Annotated in this window: 25 protein-coding genes; 3 read left to right on the forward strand and 22 right to left on the reverse strand. The window is 46.4% G+C overall.

Annotated features, from left to right (window positions below):
- Positions 1-41 precede the first annotated feature (41 nt).
- The 16 genes from Psch_RS08700 to Psch_RS08775 all read right to left on the reverse strand — a co-directional run bounded on the left by Psch_RS08700 (position 42) and on the right by Psch_RS08775 (position 18654).
- Positions 42-1189 (reverse strand): IS3 family transposase gene (locus Psch_RS08700; protein ID WP_243123975.1). Its coding sequence is split into 2 segments (ribosomal slippage): positions 42-937 and positions 937-1189, totalling 1149 coding nucleotides; the frame shifts between segments, so codons are not numbered across the junction.
- 48 nt (positions 1190-1237) lie between these two features.
- Positions 1238-1858, reverse strand: coding sequence for a hypothetical protein (locus Psch_RS08705; protein ID WP_190239901.1), 621 nt, complete (start codon positions 1856-1858; stop codon positions 1238-1240).
- 58 nt (positions 1859-1916) lie between these two features.
- Complete coding sequence (locus Psch_RS08710; protein ID WP_190239902.1) at positions 1917-3182, reverse strand: O-antigen ligase family protein; 1266 nt, start codon at positions 3180-3182, stop codon at positions 1917-1919.
- Positions 3179-4333 (reverse strand): glycosyltransferase, encoded by a 1155-nt coding sequence (locus Psch_RS08715; RefSeq protein ID WP_190239903.1) that lies wholly within the window; start codon positions 4331-4333, stop codon positions 3179-3181. Before Psch_RS08715 ends, Psch_RS08710 begins: the two co-directional genes overlap by 4 nt.
- Before the next feature lie 219 nt (positions 4334-4552).
- Entirely contained in the window at positions 4553-5728 is a 1176-nt protein-coding gene (locus tag Psch_RS08720) for a glycosyltransferase (protein WP_190239904.1), read from the reverse strand.
- Positions 5729-6373: 645 nt separating this feature from the next.
- Complete coding sequence (locus Psch_RS08725) at positions 6374-7582, reverse strand: glycosyltransferase (protein ID WP_190239905.1); 1209 nt, start codon at positions 7580-7582, stop codon at positions 6374-6376.
- Positions 7579-8709 carry a non-hydrolyzing UDP-N-acetylglucosamine 2-epimerase gene (wecB, locus tag Psch_RS08730; protein WP_190239906.1) on the reverse strand — a complete coding sequence of 377 codons (1131 nt, stop codon included), beginning with the start codon at positions 8707-8709 and terminating at the stop codon, positions 7579-7581. Before wecB ends, Psch_RS08725 begins: the two co-directional genes overlap by 4 nt.
- A gap of 2 nt (positions 8710-8711) precedes the next feature.
- Entirely contained in the window at positions 8712-9821 is a 1110-nt protein-coding gene (locus Psch_RS08735) for a polysaccharide biosynthesis C-terminal domain-containing protein (RefSeq protein WP_190239907.1), read from the reverse strand.
- A gap of 3 nt (positions 9822-9824) precedes the next feature.
- Positions 9825-10844 (reverse strand): nucleoside-diphosphate sugar epimerase/dehydratase, encoded by a 1020-nt coding sequence (locus Psch_RS08740; protein WP_190239908.1) that lies wholly within the window; start codon positions 10842-10844, stop codon positions 9825-9827.
- Between the two features lie 24 nt (positions 10845-10868).
- On the reverse strand, positions 10869-12089 hold the full coding sequence (locus tag Psch_RS08745; protein WP_190239909.1) for a glycosyltransferase family 4 protein: 1221 nt from the start codon (positions 12087-12089) through the stop codon (positions 10869-10871).
- Positions 12090-12112: 23 nt separating this feature from the next.
- Positions 12113-12844: a GNAT family N-acetyltransferase gene (locus tag Psch_RS08750; protein WP_190239910.1), complete on the reverse strand. Its 732-nt coding sequence runs from the start codon at positions 12842-12844 to the stop codon at positions 12113-12115.
- A gap of 16 nt (positions 12845-12860) precedes the next feature.
- Positions 12861-13502: a sugar transferase gene (locus Psch_RS08755; RefSeq protein WP_190239911.1), complete on the reverse strand. Its 642-nt coding sequence runs from the start codon at positions 13500-13502 to the stop codon at positions 12861-12863.
- Positions 13503-13523: 21 nt separating this feature from the next.
- Positions 13524-14741: a DegT/DnrJ/EryC1/StrS family aminotransferase gene (locus Psch_RS08760; RefSeq protein WP_190239912.1), complete on the reverse strand. Its 1218-nt coding sequence runs from the start codon at positions 14739-14741 to the stop codon at positions 13524-13526.
- Positions 14742-15020: 279 nt separating this feature from the next.
- Positions 15021-16829, reverse strand: coding sequence for a polysaccharide biosynthesis protein (locus Psch_RS08765; RefSeq protein WP_243123990.1), 1809 nt, complete (start codon positions 16827-16829; stop codon positions 15021-15023).
- 156 nt (positions 16830-16985) lie between these two features.
- Positions 16986-17708 carry a CpsD/CapB family tyrosine-protein kinase gene (locus Psch_RS08770; protein WP_190239914.1) on the reverse strand — a complete coding sequence of 241 codons (723 nt, stop codon included), beginning with the start codon at positions 17706-17708 and terminating at the stop codon, positions 16986-16988.
- A gap of 16 nt (positions 17709-17724) precedes the next feature.
- Positions 17725-18654 carry a Wzz/FepE/Etk N-terminal domain-containing protein gene (locus Psch_RS08775; protein ID WP_190239915.1) on the reverse strand — a complete coding sequence of 310 codons (930 nt, stop codon included), beginning with the start codon at positions 18652-18654 and terminating at the stop codon, positions 17725-17727.
- A 407-nt stretch (positions 18655-19061) separates the two neighbouring features.
- Between Psch_RS08775 and Psch_RS21120 the strand changes: the two genes are divergently transcribed.
- Positions 19062-19496 (forward strand): hypothetical protein, encoded by a 435-nt coding sequence (locus tag Psch_RS21120; RefSeq protein ID WP_243123991.1) that lies wholly within the window; start codon positions 19062-19064, stop codon positions 19494-19496.
- 42 nt (positions 19497-19538) lie between these two features.
- Positions 19539-20267: an RNA-guided endonuclease InsQ/TnpB family protein gene (locus tag Psch_RS21125; RefSeq protein ID WP_282432454.1), complete on the forward strand. Its 729-nt coding sequence runs from the start codon at positions 19539-19541 to the stop codon at positions 20265-20267.
- Between the two features lie 192 nt (positions 20268-20459).
- On the opposite strand, the gene Psch_RS08785 is transcribed toward Psch_RS21125, so the two are convergent.
- The 3 genes from Psch_RS08785 to Psch_RS08795 all read right to left on the reverse strand — a co-directional run bounded on the left by Psch_RS08785 (position 20460) and on the right by Psch_RS08795 (position 23080).
- Positions 20460-21254 carry a tyrosine-protein phosphatase gene (locus Psch_RS08785; protein WP_190239916.1) on the reverse strand — a complete coding sequence of 265 codons (795 nt, stop codon included), beginning with the start codon at positions 21252-21254 and terminating at the stop codon, positions 20460-20462.
- 124 nt (positions 21255-21378) lie between these two features.
- Positions 21379-22086: a CpsD/CapB family tyrosine-protein kinase gene (locus tag Psch_RS08790; RefSeq protein WP_190239917.1), complete on the reverse strand. Its 708-nt coding sequence runs from the start codon at positions 22084-22086 to the stop codon at positions 21379-21381.
- Between the two features lie 22 nt (positions 22087-22108).
- Positions 22109-23080 (reverse strand): YveK family protein, encoded by a 972-nt coding sequence (locus Psch_RS08795; protein ID WP_243123992.1) that lies wholly within the window; start codon positions 23078-23080, stop codon positions 22109-22111.
- Positions 23081-23997: 917 nt separating this feature from the next.
- On the opposite strand from Psch_RS08795, the gene Psch_RS08800 reads away from it, so the two are divergent.
- The gene (locus tag Psch_RS08800) at positions 23998-24408 is read left to right on the forward strand and encodes a type II toxin-antitoxin system HicB family antitoxin (RefSeq protein WP_243123993.1); all 411 of its coding nucleotides are present in this window, start codon (positions 23998-24000) and stop codon (positions 24406-24408) included.
- A gap of 76 nt (positions 24409-24484) precedes the next feature.
- On the opposite strand, the gene Psch_RS08805 is transcribed toward Psch_RS08800, so the two are convergent.
- The 3 genes from Psch_RS08805 to Psch_RS08815 all read right to left on the reverse strand — a co-directional run bounded on the left by Psch_RS08805 (position 24485) and on the right by Psch_RS08815 (position 25512).
- Complete coding sequence (locus Psch_RS08805) at positions 24485-24646, reverse strand: YvrJ family protein (protein ID WP_427910079.1); 162 nt, start codon at positions 24644-24646, stop codon at positions 24485-24487.
- 151 nt (positions 24647-24797) lie between these two features.
- Complete coding sequence (locus Psch_RS08810; protein WP_190239918.1) at positions 24798-25028, reverse strand: DUF2922 domain-containing protein; 231 nt, start codon at positions 25026-25028, stop codon at positions 24798-24800.
- 259 nt (positions 25029-25287) lie between these two features.
- Entirely contained in the window at positions 25288-25512 is a 225-nt protein-coding gene (locus tag Psch_RS08815; RefSeq protein WP_190239919.1) for a DUF1659 domain-containing protein, read from the reverse strand.
- Position 25513 lies beyond the last annotated feature (1 nt).

A 25513-nucleotide genomic window follows, 5' to 3' on the forward strand; every position in this document is an offset into this window, starting at 1 on the left:
TCCATGTAAAGGGTCTTCGCTTCGCTACGATGAACGGCCACTTACGCTGCTGTTTTAAAGGATTGTTCGTATTCGACTGGCGACATATATCCAAGGGCTGAATGCAGCCGAACCCGGTTGTAAAAGACTTCAATATATTCAAAGATGGCTTGACGGGCTTCAGCTCTTGTTTTAAATCGGGTACCATAAATCAGTTCCCTCTTCAGGGTTCCAAAAAACGATTCCATACAGGCGTTGTCATAACAATTACCTTTGCGGCTCATACTGGCGTTCATTTCGTAGTCCTTTAAAGCTTGCTGGTATTCATGACTGGCATATTGACTCCCGCGGTCTGAGTGATGAATAAGTCCTGCTGATGGCCGATACCGCCAAACTGCCTGTCTGAGAGCATCCAGGACCAACTGGCGAGTCATTGTACTGTCCATAGCCCAGCCCACAATCTTTCTTTGGAACAGGTCTTCAATAGCTGCAAGGTATAACCACCCTTCATCCGTTGCGACATATGTAATATCAGCAACCCAGACCTGATTAGGATGGCTGGCAGTAAAGTTCTGATTAACAATGTTTTCAGCAACCGGATAATGGTGCTTTGAGTTAGTGGTAGCCTTAAATTTTCTCCTTGTCTTGGCGGCTATATCGTTCTCCCGCATCAGGCGGGCCACCCGGTTCCGGCTGCAAGTAATGCCTTGTTTCTTCAAGGTCCTGGTTATTCTCGGACTACCATAAGTACCCCGGGAAATCTGATGAACCTTACGGATCTTTTTAATTAGTTCTTTATTCCGGATTTTTCGCCGGCTTTCCGGCCTTTTCAGCCAAGCATAGTAACCGCTTCGAGAGACTCCAAAAACCTGGCACATCTTCTCCACCCGAAATTTGAAGCGGTGCTGATTAATAAACTTATAAGCTATTTCTGGTGTCTTGCGAAGATGGCCGTGGCCTTTTTTAGAATGGCGTTTTCCTCTTGTAAATCAGCTATCATTTTTTTTAAACGCCTGGTTTCTGCGTCCTCTGGCAGTAGATTGCCGCTGCCTGGAAAAGCGTTTTCCTTATGTTCTTTATACTGACTAACCCATTTGTGCAGGGTGTTCTCATGGATACCGAGTTCTTTGGCCACCGTTGCCACGGATCGCCCCAACTCTACTACCAGGCGGACCGCTTCTTCTTTAAAATGCTTATCGTAACGTTTCATGATGGACACCTCCACTGGTTTTATTGTACCAGCCATTTACCGTGTCCATCAAATCGGGTCAGGTTTATCGTATACATTATGGCCGTTTTTCCAGAAATATATATTTTTAGTAGGGTTTCCTAATCCCTTTAGCACTTTATCACCTTCTGTACCGTCGTCAGTCATGATAATCATATCACTCTTCTGCTCCAAAGCATGAAAATGTGGGTACATTTTTAATCTATTTAACCATGTATTTTCATATTCTTTTAATACTGTTCCTTGAAACCTCGTAATCAAAGGTAAGCCAAATTTCTTGCTCAGATTTTTACCAGCCTGTACCGCATGAACTTCATATGCATATATCACACATTCACTAACACTCTTTTTAAGCAGTTTGCAAGCAAGATTGTAAAATTTGAAGGTGCAATAATGAGCAGAAATAATCCTGGCAATAAAACTCACTTTTTTTATGCTGCATAGCTTCTCTAGAAATGTATTGTTAAACTTAATCATCTTACAGCCCTCAACGTTGCAAGACGGTCTCATCGTGCTAGTTGGTTGGATTAGAGTTATATCCCAACCATTATCAACATAAGCCTTCACAGTATTATAAAACGATGGAGCTCCTTGCCCTTCACCAATAGACCATATATCCAAATATGACATCATTATCATTTTCTTATTCACGACATATAAGCCCCTTTTTCAATATGTTTGGATTAAGTTTCTTTATTGTTTACATGGTCTACTTTAACACATTAGCGCTCTCTTTCTTATACAAACTTATCGCCAGATACATAATAGTTATTAAAATCCAAGTAGTCCTAATTCTATTAGCTCCGCTGGATGAAACACCTATGAGAACAAATGCTGGAGTAAAAGACAATATGCAAAGGGTTAAGAGTTTAGGTAATTTCCACCTATATGCTCTAAGAAGATATATGAATATCATAAGGATTCCGCTTATTATTATGATGCCGTATTCACACATAATTTCTAAAAAAAAGTTATGTACATTGGTACCCAATAGTACTATACTTTGACCTGGGCCTATACCTAAAAAAAAGGAATTAAAAAACAATTGAAGAGCTTCTCCCATGAGACTTAACCTAAATAAATCACTGCTTTCATTACCCGGTGAGCTTATCATTAACACCAAGTCTATTAATGTATAATTTGAAAGCACGATAAATCCTATTATTACACATACTACACATAACAAATATAACACAATACTAAAGGAAGCTTTACTAATGCTATATAGCTTTATCAATATACAAAAAAAGGCAAAACATAATCCGTAAACTATCATGCCGTATAACGCACCTCTTGCACCAATTCTGATAATAATATACATTGATGCAGTAATTATAATAAGTGCTGGCACCTTGTTTTTGTTAGTAAATGCATATTGCAATAACACTGCTATAATGCCAAAACAAATGAATGTTGCTAAATCATTTCCGTTCCCGAATACGCCAAGAGCTTTATCAGAATAGTATAACATATTTCGTTCATTTAATAAGACCAAGTGGTTACCCGTAAACAACTCCCAATAAGCAATAAGTAGATTTATTATCAATCCAAGAACAAGCCCTTTATTGAGAAAGATTATATCTTTTTTACTTTGAATGTTAAGTGTCAACATTGTTATTGTAAACAAATTTACCAATAATGATATATAATTAGATACAGCGTAATCGTTTTTCAATATAAAAGCAGTTTGAACCGTTGCGTAAACACCCCAAATAATAAAAAAATAGAAAAATAGTTTTATGTCATAAGTTGGTATTTTGATTTTTAAACTGTTATGCTCTCCTATAAAAAAAACTATCGTCAATAAAGCCATAATCCAACTTAGTTTTATACCATAGATATTGATTACTTCACCTAAGCAGCATGCTACTATCAATCCAAATAAAGCGTATTGTGTTTTGGTGTGCCTATTAATTTTTTCGGTTGTTCTACATTTAATTGAATAATTATTCTTGGTATAAACACCTATTGTCATTCCTGAATACACCTTTCGTATATACCATTCAGCTTTTTAACAACTGAGATTTCTGAGTATTGACTAATCGTTTCTTTGCTTATATCTTCTTTTCTGTAATTTTTATAGCGTGTTATCATACGCTTCATAGCTTGTACTAACTGCTCTTTATTATCAACATCAATTAAGATACCATTGTTTTTATTTATAATCCAGTCGGCTCCACCATTACGTGTTCCAATAACAGGCTTACCGCAGGCCATTGCTTCAATATACACAACTCCGAAAGTCTCATATGCACTTACAAGAATAAAAGCATCGCAATCTTGCATCTGCTGTGCCGTTTCTTCTCTTGATAATGCACCTAATAAAGTTATTTGCTTACTCATGTTAGATTTATCTATTTGATTCTTTAGTTCATCATAAAGCGGACCACCGCCAACTATTTTCAATTTGACATTTTCGTTGCCTTTAAAAGCTTCTATGAAAGCATCTATGGTCATCCCAAATCTTTTTCTTGCTGTCAAGTTACCGACAGCAAGAAAAAGAAAGTTTTTTGCTTGCTTACTTTTCTCTTTGTATTTAAATAACGGTGACACCATGTTTGGTATTACATGAATCATCTTATTAGTTTTCGTGAGCTCAATAACTCTTTTTTTTAATCCTTCACCCACGCAAATAAAACTCGCGGTTCCATCTACACATTTTTTAAGCAAATTAATTTCAAAAGGTGAAATATTTTTGTTAATGACCCCACTCGAATGCTCAGTAACAACAACGGGTATATCATAAACTTTGCCTAATTTATAAGCACCATATCCTGCCGGCATAAATGAATGTGCGTGAATTATGTTAATCTTTTCTCCGTCTGCAATTATTCGATGATATATTCTTCTTATACGCCTAAAAAAGTTCCAGCACATCAATCTTTTTGCTCTAACAATCCCAAACGAAGGTGTGACGTAGGAGTATACTTTAACACCTTCATCGTTTAATATTTTCAACTTGAAATTGTCCGAATCAAAATAACTGCTTTTTCTCTGATAAGTTGCATTTAGGATAATTACATGATGCCCGGCTCTTTGTAAAGCAATAGCTTGTTCCCGAAAAAAAGAACCTATATGCGGATTGCTTTTGCTCGGATACCAGGAAGGTATAATTAAAATATTCATGACTTTCCCACCGATTTATTTATATGTCACCATAAATAATAACCATGCTGGTTAGAAGAACCGTACAAATCAGTTGTATTGTTACATAGATGTAGGTATTATTTTTGTATCATAAATAACGATATTAAGATTATTTGCAAACTTCCCCGCTACTTTACTAAGTGTTTCACAAATTTCGCATTCTTATTTAGTATAATTGAAAATCGAACAATTTACATCTTACATTACCTGCCCTTTAATAATAATCATATACTTTTCATACAATTTGCTGTAATTATATTTTGTTTGTATGTACTTTACAGCATTATTAGCATATAACTCAAACTGTTCTTTTGGTGTTCGAACTAACCTTAATATTTTATCACGAAAATCTCGTATATTTCCTTGCTTGAAACAAAATGCCCCCCCGTGTGTGGTTCTTTTTATATTAATTTCATTATCCTCAAACAATACAGGCAAACCACACGCTTGAACGTCATAAAAGCTAAGACTGCACTGTTTAGGGAAGAGAGCCATATCTGCACATTGATAATACCGATTTATTTTTTTATATGGTTGAGTAGGTAACCGTTTAATCTTATTTTGTGATCTACTAAAGAGACTCTCTATTTCATCTCCGTAAACGCCGCTCGTGTTTCCAATAATCAAAAATACTATTTCTTTGTGCACAGAAAATTTTTCAAATATGGCATTTGCTAAAAACATCCCCCCTTTAGATTCATCCAATTTACCTGCGTACAATATAACGAAAGCTTCATTACTTATTCCTAGCTCCTTCCGTACATAATATCGAGCATTTTTATCAGGATGAAAAACAAGAGTGTCACTGCCCATTCCAACAATAGGGGATAAATTCTCTGGCACTCCGAACCTTCGTTGAATATAATCTGAATCAACTGTCCTGATAACAGGTATTTGATGTTTTTTAATTATAGGAGTGCAAATATTTCTATAGAAAAAGTAAAATAACTTACGTAATTTGTTTTTGGAAGCCATATCAAGCATATGATTATCTAAGACTATGTGATAATTAAGTTTCCTTGCTTGAATGATATACCTAATTGCAATATATGTATCACTTCCATGTACATAAAGAATATCTGGCTCTAATTTTTCTACTATCCGAAAGATATCATTTTTGTAAATTGAGCGTCCAGATATATAACATTTCAGTGGAACTCTAATGATCTTAACGCCAGTTTCTTGAAAGAAAAACTCATCTTTTTTTTTCAAATCATTAGTACCAAAAAAAACTGTTAATTGCTTTGGCATTTTTTTTAATTCGCTAGTCACCACAAAAACTTCATGACCGTCTAATGCCATATATTTAGATAATATATTCACCTGGTATCCCGCATCAGGATGAAAAAAATCCTCTATATGTACTATTCGCAATATACTCACTTCCTATTATAAAAAATTATATTGTGAAAAATCATCGATTCTGTTACCATGCATTCGCTCATAATAATCCCGATAATCCCTTAAAGGATATTACCATCCACGAACGATTATCTAGATATCATTTAATAGTCAATATAATTCCATCAACAAAACTTGTAGATGGTAACATATCCCAACTCGCTTTTTGTCTTTTTTGTTCTGATGGCATAACGTAAAGCATGTCCAAGAGGAGCCACTACGAATGATATTAATCTACCAGTTTTCCCTAATATTAAGGATCATTTTAACTACTCCGATATTAGAACGTTCATTGTGGCAACCAATTTTTATACATCACAAACATTTCCAGCTCTCATTACCTGATTAATAGCGAAACATTAATCTTTAACATACATCCAATTAAGGATATTCGCTCCTTTACCGTAGATAGGAAGTGGTTGCTCATTCAGTGTGCGAATTATAATGAGAGAAATTATTTTTCAGGGAAATGGTAGGGAAAATAATTAGTAGAGCAGATTGTTATTGTTACTAGCAATTGATATGCGCAATGGTAGATAACACCAATAAATCTATAACTGTTTTACTTGCTGAGTATAGCGAAGAGCAGCAAATTACATTGCATGATTGTCAATAAAATCAATGATTGCTTTTTCTATAACAATCATCGTATATATCTTGGTATCTGGATAACATCTTACTCCTATCAAACAATTTTGCTCTTTCTAAACAGAAATTAGTTGAATAATTATAATTTATCTGCTTGATAGCATCAAATAGCGAGGTTACCTCCCTTTTATCAACAACAATTCCGCAGCATTCATCAATACTTTCAATACCACCACCAGTATTAAAGGTTATCAAAGGGGTTCCACAAGCTAGACTTTCCAAGTTAGTTGTTGGAAAGTTATCCTCAAGTGTAGGGTTTATAAACACATCTGCAGCTGAATAAATTTTAGCAAGTTCTTTCACTTTAATAATTTTTGTTATTCCAACAATATTTTTTGGCAATCTTTCTTTTTGCTTTTTCGTTAATCCAACAAGTACTATCCTGAAGCTATCATCCAATATGTCAGCAAGTTCCAGGAAATACTGATATCCTTTACGTTTACCCCATCCATTGGCTACACCTAATATGATGAATTTATCCTGTAAACAATTTGTTTTTCTAAAATCACTTTCAGTAGGTTTAAACACATTTAGGTCAATACCATTAGGAATCACTTTTACCGGATATTTATTTAAATATGATTCCTGTATCAGATTGGCCAACCAATTACTCGGGGTCACAATTGTCATGTTACTAAGGGATGTAAACAATTCCCTTTTACTATCGAAATTCTGTTTTGAGCGATCAAATATAAGGCTTCCTGGGTAACCTCTTTTCTGAGGACAATCATTACAACCCCATTTCCATTTATCACATTGCACATAACTAAAATACGCACAATGCCCAGTAAAGCTCCAGCAATCATGCAGCGTCCAAACAACTGGTTTTCCTGATTCCTTTAAATAATCAAAAAGAATCTTTATATTGATATAATAGCCATGCAGATTATGTAAATGTATAACATCCGGGTCTATCTCTTTAACTTTCTTTATAAACTCGCGTGTTGCTCTTGCAGAACCCCAAAGTGCATGGGTGTCAAAAATCCTTGTGAGACCTCCGTGTATGAAATAATCGGGTTTGGTCCCTATTTTAATAATATGATCTCCAACAACAGAAGTCTCCCTGCCATATGCAATATAACTTTCGATATTGTTACTTTTTAAAATCGAATGAATATCGGTTACTATTCTTCCAGTGCTACCGACACCACATACTGAATTAATTTGTAGTACTTTCATTCATTCTTTCTCCAAATAACCTCATTCACTATCTTCGTATAACTCTGAATTATTTTTACAACCTTGACCGATACATTATCATCTTTGTAATCCGGAGCCAACACAGTTCGCTCAGCATTATCCTGCATAGCCTTGGCCAACTCTATGGCCTGCTCTATATCAATGCCTTTAATACCACCTATTATGACTGTACCTTTATCCAATACTTCCGGGCGCTCGGTGGAAGTCCTCAATAATACTCCCGCAAAACCCAGGATGGCGCTTTCTTCAGAAAGGGTGCCGCTGTCGGATAACACACAGAAGGCATTCTTCTGGAGCTTGTTGTAATCCAAAAAGCCAAAGGGCTGTATACTCTGCACCATTGGATGGAACTGAAAATTACGTTGCTCGATAATTTTCTTACTCCTCGGGTGTGTTGAATAGATAACTGGCATCTGATAGCGCTCAGCAATATTATTAATCGCAGTCATTAGGGACATGAAGTTGGTTTCGTTATCAATATTCTCTTCTCTATGGGCGGAAACCAATATATACTTTCCTGCCTGAAGCTCCAATCTCTCTAAAACCTTGCTGGCATTGATTTTCTGCATATGCTCCTGCAAAACCTCCTGCATAGGTGACCCTGTAACAAATATGTGCTCTTTTCTAAAACCTTCAGCTAACAGATACCGTCTCGAATGTTCCGTATATGGCAGATTAATATCGGAAATATGGTCCACAATCTTGCGATTGATTTCTTCAGGAACATTCTGGTCAAAACAGCGGTTCCCCGCTTCCATATGGAAAATAGGCACTTTCAGCCTTTTAGCCGAAATTGCAGAAAGTGCGGAATTTGTATCGCCAAGTATAAGCAATGCATCAGGCTTTTCCTTTTGCAACACCTCATATGACTTAGCAATAATATTTCCCATTGTCTCACCGAGGTTTTTGCCTGCGCTGTCCAGATAATAATCCGGCGCTCTTAATCCCAAATCATCAAAGAAAACCTGGTTTAGCGTATAGTCCCAGTTTTGTCCAGTATGGACTAGGATATGGTTAAAATATTTATCGCATGCCTTGATACAAGCTGAGAGTCTGATAATCTCCGGCCTTGTCCCTAAAATTGTCATTACCTTTAATTTGCTCACAACTAAACCTCCAAGAAATACGTATCCGGCTTTTCCGGATTATATGGTTCATTCGCCCACATTATCGTCACCAAATCTGTATCGCCAGTGTTTTCAATATTGTGGGTGTAACCAGGTGGGATATCAACAGTTTCCATTTTATCTCCGCTGACGTGGTACTCGAGCACCTCATCTGCCCCAACTTTTCTAAATCTAATCACGCCGGTCCCGCTTACCACCAGGAACTTCTCGTTCTTGCTGTGGTGCCAGTGATTGCCCTTCGTAATACCAGGCTTTGTAATGTTGACTGACACCTGCCCGCGCTCCGGGGTACGGATGATTTCAGTAAAGCTGCCTCTATTGTCCACATTCATTTTAAGCGGGTAACTGAAAGCATCTTCCGGCAGGAAACTCAAATACGTGCTGTATAGATTCTTCACCAATGGGTTCGACATATCAGCAATGAAGAGGTCATTTCTGCTCTCTTTAAAGCTGCGTATGGTGTCAGCTAAAGCACCAACCGTGATGGGATGGCTAACCGGTACAATGCAGTGATCTCCTTGCACTGTTGGATTACCTTCCAGCGCCCTCAAGAATTCCTCCACAACGTCGTCTATATAACAGAGGTTAATCTCCGCATCCGAATTGTCGATTTTAATTGGCAGGTCTCTGGCTATGTTATGGCAAAAGGTTGCTACCACTGAATTATAATCCGGCCTGCTCCACTTGCCGTAAATATTAGTCAGCCTGTAGATATATACCGGAGCGCCAGTTTTGGCATATTCCAAAAGGGCTTGCTCTCCAAGCTTTTTACTCTGTCCATATGGATTATCCCTATCCACCTGGATACTGGAGGTATACACGATGGGAACTTTACGGTTATTTTCTTTTAATATCTGCACTAACTGGGCCGTAAAGTCAGCATTTACTTCGAAGAACTCCTTTTCATCTTGCGGCCTGTTAACCCCGGCAAGATGAAAGATAAAATCACATTCTTTAAGGTAACCGTATAATACCTCAGTAGTTGTTTTGCGTGTCACTTTTAACAATTGATACTCACCCTGCTGCTGCAGGGTAGCGCAGAGGTTTTTGCCTATAAAACCATTAGCCCCGGTAACCACTACCGTCTTCATATTTTAACCTCTCCAGTCCTCAAGTTCATGCCTGATATAACCAAGCGTAAGTAGCAACTCCTTGACCTGTTCTACATTCAGCCGCTCAGTATTATGGGAAGTATACTCCCAGCCATAGCTTATCTGTTCATCGCCTTTAACAAAATATTTATCGTAGTTCAGGCTGCGGGTATCGGCGGGGATACGATAATAACGTCCCAGATCCTCTGCGTGTGCCATTTCCTCACGTGTGAGCAAGGTTTCATATAATTTCTCACCGTGGCGTGTACCTATAATCCTTATCTCATTGTCGGCATGGAAAAGCTCCTTTATAGCCTGGGCCAGGTCGCCAATCGTCGAAGCTGGCGCCTTTTGCACAAATATATCGCCCTGGTTGGCGTTTTTGAACGCAAATACGACCAGTTCCACTGCATCGTCTAATGACATAAGGTAACGGGTCATATTGGGATCGGTTACGGTTAACGGTTGACCCGATTTAATCTGCTGGACAAAAAGCGGTATGACCGAACCGCGTGAAGCCATGACATTGCCGTAGCGCGTGCAGCATATGGTAGTCTTTTCCGGATCTACAGTACGTGACTTGGCAACTGTGACCTTTTCCAGCATTGCTTTAGAGATGCCCATCGCGTTTATCGGATAAACTGCCTTATCAGTTGACAGACAAATTACCTTTTTTACCCCGTAGGCTATAGCCGCATTAAGCACGTTGTCAGTGCCGATTATATTGGTCTTGACCGCCTCCATAGGGAAAAATTCGCAAGACGGCACCTGTTTTAAGGCCGCAGCGTGAAATATGTAATCGACACCATACATAGCAGAGGCTATACTATTGTAGTCCCGCACATCTCCGATGTAAAACTTGACTTTGTCATCTTGGAGCGCTTTGCGCATATCATCTTGTTTCTTTTCATCCCGAGAGAAAATGCGGATTTCACCGATGTCGGTTTCAAGAAAACAATTTAGTACGGCATTTCCGAAAGAGCCAGTACCACCGGTTATTAATAATGTTTTTCCTGTGAACATAGCCTCGCTACCTCGTTAATTAGTCTAATTGAAATGCTTCTCTAATATTTCAACTGATCGTTTCACGTTAAAATTATTTTCCAAATATCTCCGTCCTTTGGCTCCCATGTTATGAAGCTCTTGAGTTATAGCGATCTCTTTTACCATGCTGACAAAACCTTCCGTATCCCCTGACCACACCCATTTACCACACTGAGCTTCTTCTATTAAATCTTTAATATCTGTGACTTCGTCTGTGGCTGCTAATACGGGTTTTGCGTATTCCATGTATGACAGAATACGTGATGGGTAATTCGGTATTGTAAATCTTGGATCAAGTACGATTAAACCCACATCACATTCTTGTGTAATCTTTTCATACTTCTCACGTGGTAGATCTTCAACTACGAGAGCGTTAGTAATATTGTTTTCTTTAACTGTCTGTTCCAATTTATATCTATCTGTTCCCCTGCCAATAAACAAGAAAAATATGCTGGGGCTATCTTTACATCTCTTAATTGCCTCGCAAAGCAGGTCAATGTACTGAGGTTTCCCCATATTGCCGCCAAATAGAAAGACACATGCTTCCTGGGGAATACCAAGTTGTTCTCTCATTGACACCCCAAAAGGTTTTATGTTATTAGATAACTTTTTAGTATTCGGGAAGATCTCCACTTTTTGAGGATTTAGCCAAGGGTTATGCTCTAAGACATACTGCCGGTTAGCCGGTGACATGCAACCTATATAGTCTGGTATTTGATATAACTTCTTCTCTTGCATTGAGAAATAATGAAAGAATAGACTATTCTTTTTCAGGATTCCTAAGTCAACTGCATTTTGAGGAAAGATATCTTTAAGCATTAAGTATGCCGGACAATTAAATTGCCTTTTTGCCCACGCCACCAATCCTGCGTTTGTAACCGGTGGGGCTTCAAATAAAATGAAGTCAAAATCCTTTTTGCTCAGATACTTTTTAATTGCTTGACGCATTAATACGGGAATTCTTAAAGTAGTTATCCCCTTTTCGAGAAATCCAACATCATAATAGTTGCCGGTGACGATCCTCAAAACATCAAAACCGCGTTCCTTTTTCATTTCAGACAGCTGCATATTCCTGGGCTGTTCGGAAACAGCTACAGTTATTTCATGGCCTGCTTCATGCAATGCCTCAGCCAAATCTGTATATATCGTCTCCCCTATTGAGGGCTCAGGAAATGATGTCGCAATATATAGCACTCTCAAAACAATCTTCCTCGTTTTCAGCACACGTTATCCCCTATGATCGTCTATTATAAATTCCAAAGATGGTAAACCTGGTGGCAACCCACCTGCTTGCAACCGCATTTTTGGTAGAAGTTTATGGCACCCATATTCCGCAACTGAGTTCCGACTTTAAGTTCATCACACCCGCGTTGACTAGCTGCGTATTCTACAGCCTTCATTAAGCTCGAGCCGATGCCGCCTTTAGCCAGTTTACTTGAAACGCCAATCAACTCAACGGTGCAGGTTTTATCTAAATAGGAGTGCAGTAAGTACCCATTGAGCTGACCATCACTTCCCTTAGCTACAGCGTAGAATTTGTCAGCCTTCCCAAATGCATTTATCAGCCACTGGCGGTAAACTTCTGCTCCATCCCTCCTGGCAAGCTTAGGATCTTCTGTGAACTTCGAGAACGGGAAGTCTGCCATATCAACGATTCGTTCATCCCGCTCCATTGCTTGATATATCTTAATGCCTTCCGGCATAGTAGAAGGAGCGTCAATCTTTTTTTTAAACTGAATATTAACATCAGCCAGGAACGCCGTTGTCTCTCTTCCAATAAGTTGGGCATTGATAGGCTCTGAATTGCGATTCTCAATAGATATGAACTGGTAGTTTCCAAACCTTTCTCTTAAGCAATCCCATTCTAATCTCGTGACCGGCTTATGTAATATCGCTTTAGCACAGGTTACACTAAAAAAATCTGTATCCCATTGCAAATCATGGAAGGTGACCGCACTCTCTATAACCTCATCTTTCATAGGTATTTCAACCCCTCTACATTCCAACTCCGACGCTATCTTTAGTCACTCCCGCCTCAACACCACACGAAGGTGCTACATAGATATCTTCACGCTTCAGAACTGATACAGCCGTCTTGCAAAATATCTTTATATCAAGCCACAAGGACAGATGATCAATATAGTAAATGTCGTGCTGGATGCGCTCTTTCCAAGGTATTGTGTTCCGGTAATACGCCTGGTTGTACCCTGAAACCCCAGGTCTAACCTCCAGTTTACGTTCTTCATTTCCCTCATATAGCTCACGATGCTCCGGCAAATCCGGTCTGGGTCCGATAATGCTCATATCCCCTTTGATGATATTAAGTAGCTGAGGTGTCTCATCAAGGCTGGCCTTACGAATAAACTTTCCTATCTTGGTCAGTCTTGGGTCGTCCTCTGAATTAAATGTTGAGCCATCCTCATTTCTGATGTCCGGCGAATTCATCTTCATAGAACGAAACTTGTACATCTTAAATACTTTCCCGTCCTTACCCAGTCGTGGCGCGTTATAAAAGATTGAGCCTTTGTCCTGGAAATAGATGATTGGGCCGATGACAACCAATATAATGAACCAGAATGGCAGTGCAATTAAGGCTAACATCACATCAAATAATCTCTTAAAAAAGTATCTGTACATTTATAACACCTTGTAGTTTGTTTATAATACATCTGCCAGAGTAGTTTTAAATGTCTCTATCACATACCCCACATCCTCATCACTAAGCAACGTATGAAGCGGCAGAGTTATCTCATTCTCATACTGGTTATAAGCATTCGGATAATCACCTATATCAAACCCCAGCTCCTTATAAGCAGTCATCATCGGCAGCGGCTTGTAATGCACGTTTGCTGACACTCCGGCTTCAGCCATTTTTACTATCAATGCATTACGCTGTTCCTCTCCTATTCCTGGGATCCTAGCTAAATAGAGGTGGCCGCTAGACCTGCCGTCTTCATAATGTCTTATCGATTTTACGCCCAGCGGCAGCAATGCCCGATCATATCTCTCAACAATCTCACGCCTGCGTTTTAGCATCCCATCGTACCGCTCCAGCTGTGCCAATCCGAACGCAGCCATGATATCCGTCATGTTGCATTTATAGCCTAGATGTACAATGTCGTACTCCCACGCGCCAATCTTGTTCTTGGCCAGAGCGTCCTTGGACTGCCCGTGCAGGGAGTAGACCATGTACTGGTTGTAGAGCTTATCGTTCTCAAGGTCAGGGACGTCTCTCCATACCACAGCGCCGCCTTCTGCCGTTGTCAGGTTCTTCACGGCATGAAATGAGAAACAGGTAAAGTCCGCGGCCACGCCGCTCTTCTTTCCTTGACGCTCCGCGCCAAAACCGTGGGCGGAATCAGCCACGACAATAACACGGTTGAAAATTTCCTGGAGCAGGCTGTTGGCGCGGAAAAGCTCCCGCTTGCTTTCCACGGCCTCGAATATCTTATCGTAATCACACATCTTGCCGGCAATATCCACCGGGATGATCGCTTTGGTTTTTTCCGTTATGGCATCGGCCAGCTTGTCATAGTCCATCTCAAATGACTCAGGCGCAGTGTCCACAAGTACAATCTTTGCGCCAACATGGTTTATAACAGATGCGGATGCGGTATATGTATAAGCGCTTGTGATGACCTCGTCACCAGCGCCGATCCCCAGGATGCGTAGGGTAAGCTCCATTGCCGCCGTAGCCGAACTCAAGGCTGCGGCTTTAGACGTGCCGGTGTACGCAGCTATCTTTTGCTCAAAAAGCTTCGTCCTCGGCCCTGTGGTAATCCAGCCGGACTTCATTGCTTTTGCTACTTCCTCTATCTCAGCGTCAGTAATATCCGGCGGTGAGAACGGGATGTTCCTGATTTTGGTGTTTTCCATTACAGCGGCACTCTCCCACAAAACTATACTGTAACATTAGGACTACGTAAGTTCGGCGCCGGCGCGCCGTGTGCGATTGAAATGGCGGCTACATTGCTGGGTTCCACTTTCTGCTGGTGTGTGAGCAGCATGATCGTCTAAGGTTTTGAAAATCAGATAACCAAATATAGACAATCCATCCCCCTACCAAAAAAGACTGCCGCAAGCCCCAAGCCACATACAGTCCAATCAGCCTTTGAAATTACAACAAAGCACTCTTCCCATGCATGTCCCGGGAACCTATCCAGCCTGCACTTTCCTGTAGCTCCTGAACCTCGGTATAATAGCCCCCAGCGCGTTGAAGATGTCCTCGGCGGTGCACTGCAGCCCCTTGCGGGAGAGGTTGACCAGCTCGCTCTCCAGCGCTTCCACGTCGACGAGTGAAGGCCGCACGGTAAAGATGCGCTTGTGCTCGGTGGCGCTGGAGCCTTCCTCGGCGGTCAGCAGTTCTTCAAAAAGCTTTTCTCCCGGCCGTACGCCGGTGAACTTGATTTGGATATCCTTGTCGGGCTCCAGGCCCGACAGCTTGATCATATCACGGGCCATGTCCACGATCTTCACCGGCTCGCCCATGTCCAGGACAAAGACCTCCCCGCCCCTGGCCATGGCCCCGGCCTGGATCACCAGCTGCACGGCCTCGGGTATGGTCATGAAGTAGCGCTTCATCTCGGGGTGGGTGACGGTGACCGGGCCGCCCCTGGCGATCTGCTTCTTGAAAAGCGGCGCCACGCTGCCGCTGCTGCCCAGCACGTTGCCGAAGCGCACGGCGGTGAATATTGTTATGCCGGCCATATTTTCCCGGGCGATGATCAGTTCGGCCATGCGCTTGGTCGCGCCCATGACGCTGGACGGGTTCACCGCCTTGTCGGTGGAGATCAGGAGGAACCCGCTCGCCCCAAAGCGGACGGCTGCCTGCGCCAGGTTGCGGGTGCCGAAAACATTTGTCTTCACCGCTTCGGCGGGGTGCAGCTCCATCAGGGGCACGTGCTTGTGCGCCGCGGCATGGAAGACCACGTCGGGGCGGTGTGTTTGGAATACGTCTTCGACTCTGGGCTTGTCCCTGATATCCGCTATCTCGATCGCCAGGGCGACGCCGGGAAATTTCTCCTCCAGCTCCAGCCAGATGCTGTGGACGCTGTTTTCACCGTGGCCCAGGAGCACCAGTTTTCTGGGGCCGACGGCGGCCACCTGGCGGCACAGCTCGGAGCCGATGGAGCCTCCGGCGCCGGTGATCAGGACGGTCTTGCCCCCCAGGTAGCCCGCGATTTCCTTCAAGTCCACCCGCACCGGCTCGCGGCGCAGCAGGTCCTCCAGCTGCACCGGCCGCAGGTGGTTCACGGAGACCTGGCCGTCGATGATCTGGTACATGCCGGGCAATATCCTCAGCTCGGCCTTGGTGCCGCGGCAGATCTCCACGATATCCCGGACGACGGAAGCTTCCACCGAGGGCATGGCGATGACCACCAGGCTGATCTTGAGCCGCGCTACCACCTCTGGTATTTGCTCCCGCGTGCCCAGCACGGGCAGGCCCAGCACGGTGACGTTGCGTTTCATGGGGTCGTCGTCGATGAAGCCGACCGGGATAAAGCTGCTCTTGCTGCCCTTCAGCTCCCTGGCCACCATCGCCCCGCCGTCGCCGGCGCCGATGATCAAGGCCCGCCGGCTCGGCTTGTGTCCGTTGGTTTTCAGGTGTTCCACGGCGTATCGCCACAGCAGCCGGGAGCCCCCCATCAACAATATGGCGAAGGCCCAGTGCATGGCCACGATGCTGCGCGGCAGCGGCGCGTGGGCGAAGAAGGATATCGCGATGGCCGCCAGGCTGCCGAGCGTGACCGCCTGGATCACCGCGAACAGCTCGCCCGTGCTGGCGTAGGCCCAGATCCGGTTGTAGAGCTTGAAAACGTAGAATATGGCGATGAAGGTTATTGTTATCCATGGGGCGAGGCTTATATAGGAGCGCAGGTACTGGCTGACGCCGTCGTTTTCGTAAAAGCGCAGCACGAAAGGGATGGCCATGGCCAGGTTGATGATGGCGGCGTCGCAGAGCATTAGGAGTATTGTTCTCATGCCGGTTTTCAGAGGTGATCACTCCAGTGCTGTAAGGTAACAGATTCTACAAAGAAAGCTTGGTTAAAGGGCTTGGGCGCTGACGCGCCCTGTGCGAATGAATTATTGTTAATTTTGCGCTCATATTTTTGCGCAGGTTCAGGGCTCTGCGGCCTGTTTTTCCTCGGAGGGGGCGTCTTTGGCGCCGTAGTAATAATAGTAGTTGCCGTCGCCGTGCATACGGGCTTCGTTCAGCACCACGCCGATGCTTTTGGCGTTGGCTTTCTGCAGCTGGTCCCTGGCCGCCCGGGCCATTTCGATGCGCGATGAGCCGGACTTGAGCACCAGGAGCACGCTGTCGGCCATGGGCGCCAGCAGGGCGGCGTCGGTCACGGCGATCACCGGCGGCGCGTCAAGCAGAGCCACGTCGTACTCCGCCGATACCCGGGCCAGGATCTCGGCCATTTTGGCGGAGCCCAGCAGCTCCGACGGATTGGGCGGGATCGGGCCGCTGGTGATCACGTGGAGCCCTTCCACCCCGGTGGCGTTGACGGCCTCGTCCAAAGCCAGGTCCTGGACCAGCAGGTTGGTGAGCCCGACGCGGTTGTCCAGGTCAAAATACTTGTGCATCACAGGTTTTCGCAGGTCGCAGTCGACGATCAGGACGCGGCTTTCGGCCTGCGCTATAACCACCCCCAGGTTGGAGGTAACCGTGGACTTGCCGTCCTCCGGGCCGGGGCTGGTGACCAGGATCGTCCTGTTCAGTCCACTGGAAGAGGAAAAAGATATATTGGTCCGCAGGGTCCGGAACGCCTCCGCTATTGCCGATTTGGGCCGGATATGCGAGAAAAGCTTTCTTTCCTTCCCGTCGCTTCTAGACATTGCTGCACCTCGTTGTTTAGTCGCTGCCGTAATAGGTCCTGGCGCGGCTGTCCGCGGACGGGATCGTCCCCATCACGGGCAGGTCCAGGTGCCTGGCCACGTCCTCGGGGTTTTTGATCGTGTTGTCCAGGAACTCCAGCGCGAAAGCCAGAGCCACCGCGGCCAGCAGGCCCAGCAAAAAGGCCACGGCTATGTTCATCTGCTTGTTGGGCTTGACCCGGACCGCCGCCATGGCCGGTGAGACGATCACCACGCTGGTGCTGCCCAGGTCGAAGGAACGGGTGATCTGCGTCTTGGTGATGCCCTCGGACAACAGCGTCAGCATGCCCTGCAGGCGGTCGCGCTCGGACTGCGTCGTGGCGGCGTCCAGTTCCTTCCGCACCTCCTCCATCTGCTGCTGCAGGAACGCCACGGAGCGGTCCATCACTTCCTGGTTCCTCTCCGTAATCGACCCGATAAATTCCTTGCTCAGCGTATTGGCGATGTCCACGGCCAGCTGCGGGTCGTGGTTGCTGACGCTCACTTCGAGCAGGTAGGAGTCCTTGGCGGACGAGGCCTTGACCTGCTGAGCCAGACTGCGGGGCGTAAAACCGTAGGGCTCCAGGCCCATTTGCTCGATGACCCGCCTCATCAGCTCGTCGCTCTTGACCTGGCCGACGTAGGTGTTCATGGTCAGCACGGGGATGCGGGAGACGGTATTGAGCAGATCGTCCGGGTCATTGCTCCGGGTCGTCGTCTGCAGCTTGTCCGCCGCCTGGGTGACCAGGAGGACGGTCTTGGCCTCGTAGACGGGCTTCAGCACAAAGAAGCTCAAAATGGCGCTTACAAGCGCCGCCAGCAGGGGGAGCAGGACGACCAGGGCGCGGCGCTTTTTCAGGAGTTGTATGTACACGCGCAGGTCTATTTCCTGCCCGTCGATACCGGCCGGGGTGTTTTGATTGGGCAAACGCTTCTTACCTCCAGTATTGCCGCGTTAAAGCATATGGGAAAAAACAAAAAACCAGCAGAAGGAGCTGCCGGTTGCGTCACTGGCTCAAACTGGTTTCAGACGCCCAAAATAAGATACCAGCTTCATCACCTTCAGCCTGCATATGATATTGTTCTTTTTCCTCAATTGTTATATTTCGACATGGCTTTGTCTACTCCTTCAAGGGTAACAAAAAAAGGTAACAAAAAAAGGTAACAAAAAAAAGAAATTACCAGATAAAAAAAATTTATCATCTCTCGGCAGAAGACCCCCACTTCCAAAGCGGGGATGAATGCCGGTTCCTGTTCCAGAACATATGTTCCAATCGCTGGCATTTTGTGGTACAATGAAAGTGGTCGATACGCGATAAAAAGAGGTGAAAAGCTATGATACGCGTTCTTAAGACCACTTTCCGGACATCAAAACACGAGATGGACAGATTGTTTGCCTGCAACCGGGAATCGGCAAAAGCATGGAACGACTGCCTCAACTATGCCAGGGAATACCACAAAACCAACGGTAAGTGGATCGGCAAGAATGACTTGCAAAAACTTACTAAGGGTCGGTATCATCTGCATAGCCAGAGTATCCAAGCTGTGCAGGAACGCTACCTGGATGCCAGGACCAACGCCAACAGAGCCAAACAAGCAGGGCATGGACATGTCCGCTACCCATGGCGGCAGAAAAAGAATTACCCGACCCGGTGGAAAAAAGACGGTTTCACCATCCAGCCTAACGGCAAGATCGAGCTATCCATGGGCATCCACAACGGTAAACGGGAGAAACCTATCATTGTTCATGTCCACCGCATCCCTCCATGAAAAGTCAAAGAGATTGAACTTGTCTGGGACCGCAAGCTGACACTGGCGATAAGCTACGATGATGGTACCCAGCCCCGGGAAAACCTCAATCGAGGCATCGCCGCCATCGATATGGGCGAAATTCATGGGATTGCCGCTGTAGCCGACACGGGTGAGGCGTTGGTTGTCACATCCCGGAAACTGCGCAGTGTCAAACGGCTGCGCAACAAGAAATTCAAGGAAATATACCAAAAGCGCAGCCGGTGCAAAAAAGGCAGCCGGAAGTGGAAGAAATACACCTGTGCCATTGCTCGCATAGGCAGCAAGACGGACAACCAGCAGCGGGACATTTTGCACAAGATGAGCCACAAGTTTGTCGCCTGGGCCAACGACCAGGGGGTCAAAACAACCGTAGTCGGCGACGTAGAGGGCGTGCAAAGGAACACGTCCAGGCGCAATAAGAAAAACCTTAAGCAGAAACGTCATTCCCGCGGCTTAAACCAAAAGATGAGCCAATGGCCATTCGGGTTGTTGCTGGCTTACCTTACATACAAGCTGGCTGCTCTTGGTATCGACCTGATCAAGATTGATGAGAGTTACACTACGCAGACATGCCCTGTCTGCGGTCGGAAGAAGAAGCCTTCCGGCAGGATGTATCAGTGTCATTGCGGGTACACATGCCACCGGGATGTGCATGGCGCAAGGAATATCTACGCCAAGCACAAATATGGCGAGATTCGCGCACTGGATTGGAGTATCGAAAACATCAAGTATCTACGGCCTGCTTCATGAGAAGTAGAAAGTAGTAGAAGCCTGGAACCGGGCCCGATGGGAGGCAAAAGCCGTTTGTACCATTGTTGTCGGGAGAATCGGCAGGAAGGAAAGCATCCTTTGTGGATGAGGCTACCTGAACAGGTTGCTGCCAGAAATTCTTACCGGTAAGCTCCCTGAAGCCCCCACTTCTACAAGCGGGGGAGGTTCACACTACTTTGGAAGGTATTTTCTGAAAAAGCTAAAAATGCCTCGCCCGGCTGGACGCAAATCCTTGATTTCACCGGTCTCGATCCGCTCGCCCCGGATCGCCCGGCGCGGGTTGCCGGTTACAAGGCTTATGCCTTCCTCCTCGCCTGCCAGCCGCGCCGCCTCCCTGGAGGCGGTCGAAAGGACGGGCGCCCGGTCACTGCTGGCGTGCGCGTCGGTCGCTATAAAGTGGACGCAGCCCTGCCTGAGGAAAGCCCTGGCGTTGGCCGCGGCCGCGGAGCCCAGGAGGCCGGTCAGGCTGCCGGCGGTAATCTGGACCAGGGCGCCGTGTGAGACCAGCTCGTGGAGGAGGCCGTGGTCGCGGGCAAAACCCTCGTTTCGCTCGGGATGGGCGATGATGGGCGTCAAGCCCTGCAGCTGGAGCTCGTAGAACACCTGGCCGGTATAGTCGGGCACGAGGGCTGCGGGCATTTCCACCAGCAGGTAGCGCCCGCCGTCGTTGACGGTCAGGAGTTCGCCCCGCGCCATCCGCTTAGGTAAGTCGGGCTCCAGGCGGTACTCCGCTCCGGGCAGGATTGGCAGGTCTATGCCGTTGTCCTCAAAAACCCTTTGCAGCTGCTCTACCGCGGAAAGGATGGTCTCCCTGCCGTTGGGGTACAGGCCTGTTATCACATGGGGTGTGGCCACCATCATCCGGATGCCGTCGGCGGCGGCGCGCCGGGCCATGGCCAGGGACTCCTCCACGCTGCCGGCGCCGTCGTCCAGCCCCGGCAGGATGTGGCTGTGGATGTCGATCATCGAAGGGATCCTCTTTAAGCTGGTTTTTGTGTGCCGGAGTTGAGTTTTTCTACATGCCCCCTTGATTTTCCTCTTTATGCAAAAAAAAACCGCGCCTTTTCGCGCGGCAATAAGTTCAACGCGGCTAATTGACGGCTCTCTTTTCGTCTTCGCCGCCGTAATAATAGTAGTAACCGCCCCCCCGGTTCAGCCTGGCTCCGTTCAACACCACGCCGATGCTTTTGGCGTTGGCCTTGACCAGCTGGTCCCTGGCGTCCCTGGCCATTTCGATGCGTGACGAGCCGGCCTTGAGCACCAGGAGGACCCTGTCTACCAGGGGCGCCAGCAGGGCGGCGTCTGTTACGGCAATGACCGGGGGCGCGTCAAGCAGCACCACGTCGTACTGCTCCGCCACCCTGTCGAGAAACCCGGCCATTTTGGCTGAGCCCAGCAATTCCGACGGGTTGGGCGGGATCGGGCCGCTGGGGATCACGTAGAGCCCCGCCACCTCTGTCGGGCTGACGACCTCGCCGGGGTCCAGGTCCCGGGCCAGCACGTTGGTCAGCCCGCTGTCCCTGTCCAGGTTGAAACAGCTGTGCATCACGGGTTTTCGCAAATCACAGTCGACGATCAGGACCCTGCTTTGCGCCTGCGCCAGGACCACCCCCAGGTTGGAGACGACCGTCGACTTGCCGTCTTCCGGGATAGGGCTGGTGATCAGGATCGTCCTGTTCCGCCCGGCAGGGGAGGAAAAAGCTATGTTCGTGCGCAGTGTCCGGAACGACTCCGCGACGGCGGATTTCGGCATGATATGGGAGAAGAGCTTCCTGTCTTTTTTATAGCGTCCAGCCATTTGAGCACCTCGCTTGTCTTCATTACTCTCCGTAATAGGTCTCGTCCCGGCTGTCCGCCGCCGGGATCATCCCCATCACGGGCAGGTCCAGGTAACGGGACACGTCCTCCGGGTTTTTGATCGTGTTGTCCAGGAATTCCAGCACCAAGGCGAGCGCCACCGACGCCATCAGGCCCAGCAAAAAGCCGACGGCAATGTTCAACTGCTTATTGGGCTTGACCTGGACGGCTGCTATGGCCGGTGATACGACGACCAGGCTGGTGCTGCCCAGGTCAAAGGAACGGGCGATCTGCGTCCTGGTGATACCCTCGGACAACAGCGTGAGTATGCCCTGCAGGCGGTCGCGCTCGGACTGTGTCGCGGCGGCGTCCAGTTCTTTTCTTACTTGCGCCATCTGCTCCTGCAGAAACGCCACGGACCGGTCCATTACTTCCTGGTTCCTCTCGGTAATCGACTGGATAAATTCCTGGCTCAGGGTATTGGCGATGTCCATGGCCAACTGCCGGTCGTTGTTGCTGACGGTCAATTCGAGCAGGTACGAGTCCTTGGCGGCCGAGGCCTTGACCTGCGCGGCCAGCCCACGGGGCGTGACGCCGCGGGGCTCCAGGTCCAGGCGCTCGATGACCCGCATCATCAGTTCGTCGCTCTTGACCTGGTTGACGTAGGTGTTCATGGTCAGCACGGGGATGCGGGTCATGCCGTTGACAATATTGTCCAAACCGTCCTTCTGGCTTGACACCTGCAGCTTGTCCGCCGCCTGGGTAACCAGCAGGACGGTCTTGGCCTCATAGACGGGCCGCACCACAAAAAAGCTCAGGATGACGCTGGCAAGCACCGAGAACAGCGTAACCAGGGCTATCAGGACGCGGCGTTTTTTTAAGATCTGCACGTATACTCGCAGGTCTATGGCCTGATCGTCGATATCAGCCGGGGTGTTTCGACTGTTCAGAACCTCACCTCCAGTACTTTTGCACACGGCAAAAAAAATAGACAAAAAAAACTCTGAAAAGGATAGCCGGTTGCGTCACTGGCTCCTGCTGGCTTCAGACGCCCAAGTAAGAAGCCGGATTCATCGCCTCGTCTTTCCAGCGGTTTAAAAGTCCATTAACCACCAGATCATATGTGATTTTGATATTCAACATATTTTTACCTACCGTTATATTTTAATAGAAATATAGATAAATTACAACATTTAAATACATTGAGCCTCTGGCAAAGTCCCCCATCGGCCGCCGCGCCGGCGGATGAGGGCATCCGAGGGAAAAGAAAAAACCGCCGAAAGCTGAGGCGGTCATCAAAAAGGAGAATGGTTTCTCCGATGAGTATGGCAAAATTATTTTACCATAATTTAAAAGAATATACTATAGGTAATAGTACTATCATGTAAAATAGTTTTTAGAAATTTAAAAAAATGCCTGCCTTACGAAGGCGGGCAACACAGAAAAGGAGGTTCCATTATTAAGTTGTGGGACTTGCATATATGCAATCCGGCCAATAGCCGGTGATTGTCCTTTGATTGTATTTTAACCCGCTATTCTTAAATCAACCTGAGGAAAAGATGAATATTTGCTGAATGTATCTATGAAAATTTAAAACCCGCCTTAAAAAGGCGGGTCACAAAAGGAAGGAAAAGGAGGTTAGGAGGATGGTCCTGGTATATAATCCGGCGGCAGCCGGTTATTGTCCTGCTTAAAAAAGCGGTGCGACTCTGGATTGGTTGTATTGTAACCTTATTTCCTTAAATTAAGCTGAAGAATATATTAAATTTTCGTTAAAACCGCCAATCAACAAGACTGGCGGTTTATGAAATAGGGATCTATCAGATTTCTATTCAACCCCGGTAATTATTTGTAAGATATATTGACTAATACGTAATATACGTATATCATATTAAGTATAGGGAGGGTGGCAATGAAAGGTAATAGGAGTGATTTTATCATGTTAACAATTTATCCAGCTGTTTTCCATCAAGAAGACGGAGCGTTTTGGGTTGATTTTCCGGATCTTGAGGGTTGCCAGACCTATGGGGAGACATTGCAAGAGACAATGGCCTTGGCACAAGAGGCATTGGGGCTTTATCTTGCGTCCCTGGAGGAAGCAGGAACCACAGCGCCAACAGCAACAGAAATCAAGAAAATTATTACTCCAGAGAATGCTTTTGCGACCCTTGTATCTTGTAACGTTGATCATTATCGGCGCAAAACCAAGGCGATAAAGAAAACTCTTTCAATTCCCGAATGGCTGAACGAAGAAGCGGAAAAAAGGCATATTAATTTTTCATCTGTACTCCAGAACGCATTAAAACAGGAATTGGCAAAATAGTGAACGTGGGGCAAAAAAGTTTAGAAAAGTCGCCGGCTGGTGAAGCCGGCGACTTTTTCTTTCTACAGTTATTTTTCTACTCCTGCCGCCGCTCACCGGCTACCGCTTCGGCCAACCTGGCAATGCTGGCGGCCAGGGCCTCCAGTTTGCTCTCGATGCGCACCAGCAGGTACGCGGCCACGGCTATGGGAAACCCGACATTGCCCACCGCCTGCAGGATTAAATCCAGTGGTATCACTCCTCATTTAGTTAGTGAGCGGGGGGGGGCTGCCCCCCCGTCTTATACAGTTGACAGATTATGCTGCATTGGGACGTATCCCTCTGGGCAGCGGGAACCATTCCGACAATGAGAAGTCAATTTGGAAGCAAAAGAACCGTCCCCCTGCTTCCTAGGCGGGGTCGTAGAGGTCGTCGGTGGTGCTGTCGATGATGCGGATGTCCTGCTTGGACACCAGGTCCCCGCCTGAACTGGTAAAAATGTTGCGGGCGATCACCAGGTCCATGGCCGCTTCGATCTCGGCGGGGGTCACGTCACTCCTGGGGCTGTCCAGTGAAATGGTGACGTTTTTACCTGCCTGGTTGCGAAAAACCATGCGCAGGGTTTTGGTGTTGGTGGCCAATCAATCTCCTCCTTTCTGTAGAGAATTAAACTTCACTTTTCAGGCGGCATTTCAATCGCACAACGGCTCGTTAGCGCCGGACTTGTTGGAAGCGCTCCAAAAGACTCCCTCCAAGCCCTGCATAATGCATTTCTCCGGGGCTGATGTGCGAATGAATTCGCACCTGCATTTTTTGAAGTACTGCTCGGTGTGCATTTTCATGGATAGTTTCACAAGCCGCTTTCCGGGCGTCACGTATCATGACACAAGTGTCCTGATGCTACGCGCTGATCAGAGCGCTGTTGTCGACACGGGTAATCCCGTTGAGCGGGTACTGCTGCAGCCCGGCCAGGGCGGTGGCGACGTCAAACAGGTCCTGATCGGCCGCTGCCGGCTTGATCCCGTTGAGGCTCCGGCTCCGCAAAACCGGACTGCCGGTAGCGCTGTCGCCGACATGGAGCGCCAGCTTGAGCACGGAATTGCCGGGGACGTTGTTTACAGCCATG

Origin of the sequence: Pelotomaculum schinkii (genome assembly GCF_004369205.1) — a bacterium.
Classification (GTDB): Bacteria; Bacillota; Desulfotomaculia; order Desulfotomaculales; family Pelotomaculaceae; genus Pelotomaculum_C; species Pelotomaculum_C schinkii.

Bases quoted from the DNA above. Each gene is read 5' to 3' on its own strand.
- Psch_RS08710 (WP_190239902.1), bottom strand. From the start codon at position 3,182: ATGACAATAGGTGTTTATACCAAGAATAATTATTCAATTAAATGTAGA.
- Psch_RS08765 (WP_243123990.1), bottom strand. From the start codon at position 16,829: ATGCTCTGCGACGCCGCCATCATCAACCTGGCCATGGCCATCCCTTTC.
- Psch_RS08790 (WP_190239917.1), bottom strand. From the start codon at position 22,086: ATGGCTGGACGCTATAAAAAAGACAGGAAGCTCTTCTCCCATATCATG.
- Psch_RS08735 (WP_190239907.1), bottom strand. From the start codon at position 9,821: ATGAAGACGGTAGTGGTTACCGGGGCTAATGGTTTTATAGGCAAAAAC.
- Psch_RS08760 (WP_190239912.1), bottom strand. From the start codon at position 14,741: ATGGAAAACACCAAAATCAGGAACATCCCGTTCTCACCGCCGGATATT.
- Psch_RS08785 (WP_190239916.1), bottom strand. From the start codon at position 21,254: ATGATCGACATCCACAGCCACATCCTGCCGGGGCTGGACGACGGCGCC.
- Psch_RS08815 (WP_190239919.1), bottom strand. From the start codon at position 25,512: ATGGCTGTAAACAACGTCCCCGGCAATTCCGTGCTCAAGCTGGCGCTC.
- Psch_RS08800 (WP_243123993.1), top strand. From the start codon at position 23,998: ATGAAAGGTAATAGGAGTGATTTTATCATGTTAACAATTTATCCAGCT.
- Psch_RS08770 (WP_190239914.1), bottom strand. From the start codon at position 17,708: ATGTCTAGAAGCGACGGGAAGGAAAGAAAGCTTTTCTCGCATATCCGG.
- Psch_RS08740 (WP_190239908.1), bottom strand. From the start codon at position 10,844: ATGTTCACAGGAAAAACATTATTAATAACCGGTGGTACTGGCTCTTTC.
- Psch_RS08755 (WP_190239911.1), bottom strand. From the start codon at position 13,502: ATGTACAGATACTTTTTTAAGAGATTATTTGATGTGATGTTAGCCTTA.
- Psch_RS08725 (WP_190239905.1), bottom strand. From the start codon at position 7,582: ATGAAAGTACTACAAATTAATTCAGTATGTGGTGTCGGTAGCACTGGA.
- Psch_RS08750 (WP_190239910.1), bottom strand. From the start codon at position 12,844: ATGAAAGATGAGGTTATAGAGAGTGCGGTCACCTTCCATGATTTGCAA.
- Psch_RS08715 (WP_190239903.1), bottom strand. From the start codon at position 4,333: ATGAATATTTTAATTATACCTTCCTGGTATCCGAGCAAAAGCAATCCG.
- Psch_RS21120 (WP_243123991.1), top strand. From the start codon at position 19,062: ATGATACGCGTTCTTAAGACCACTTTCCGGACATCAAAACACGAGATG.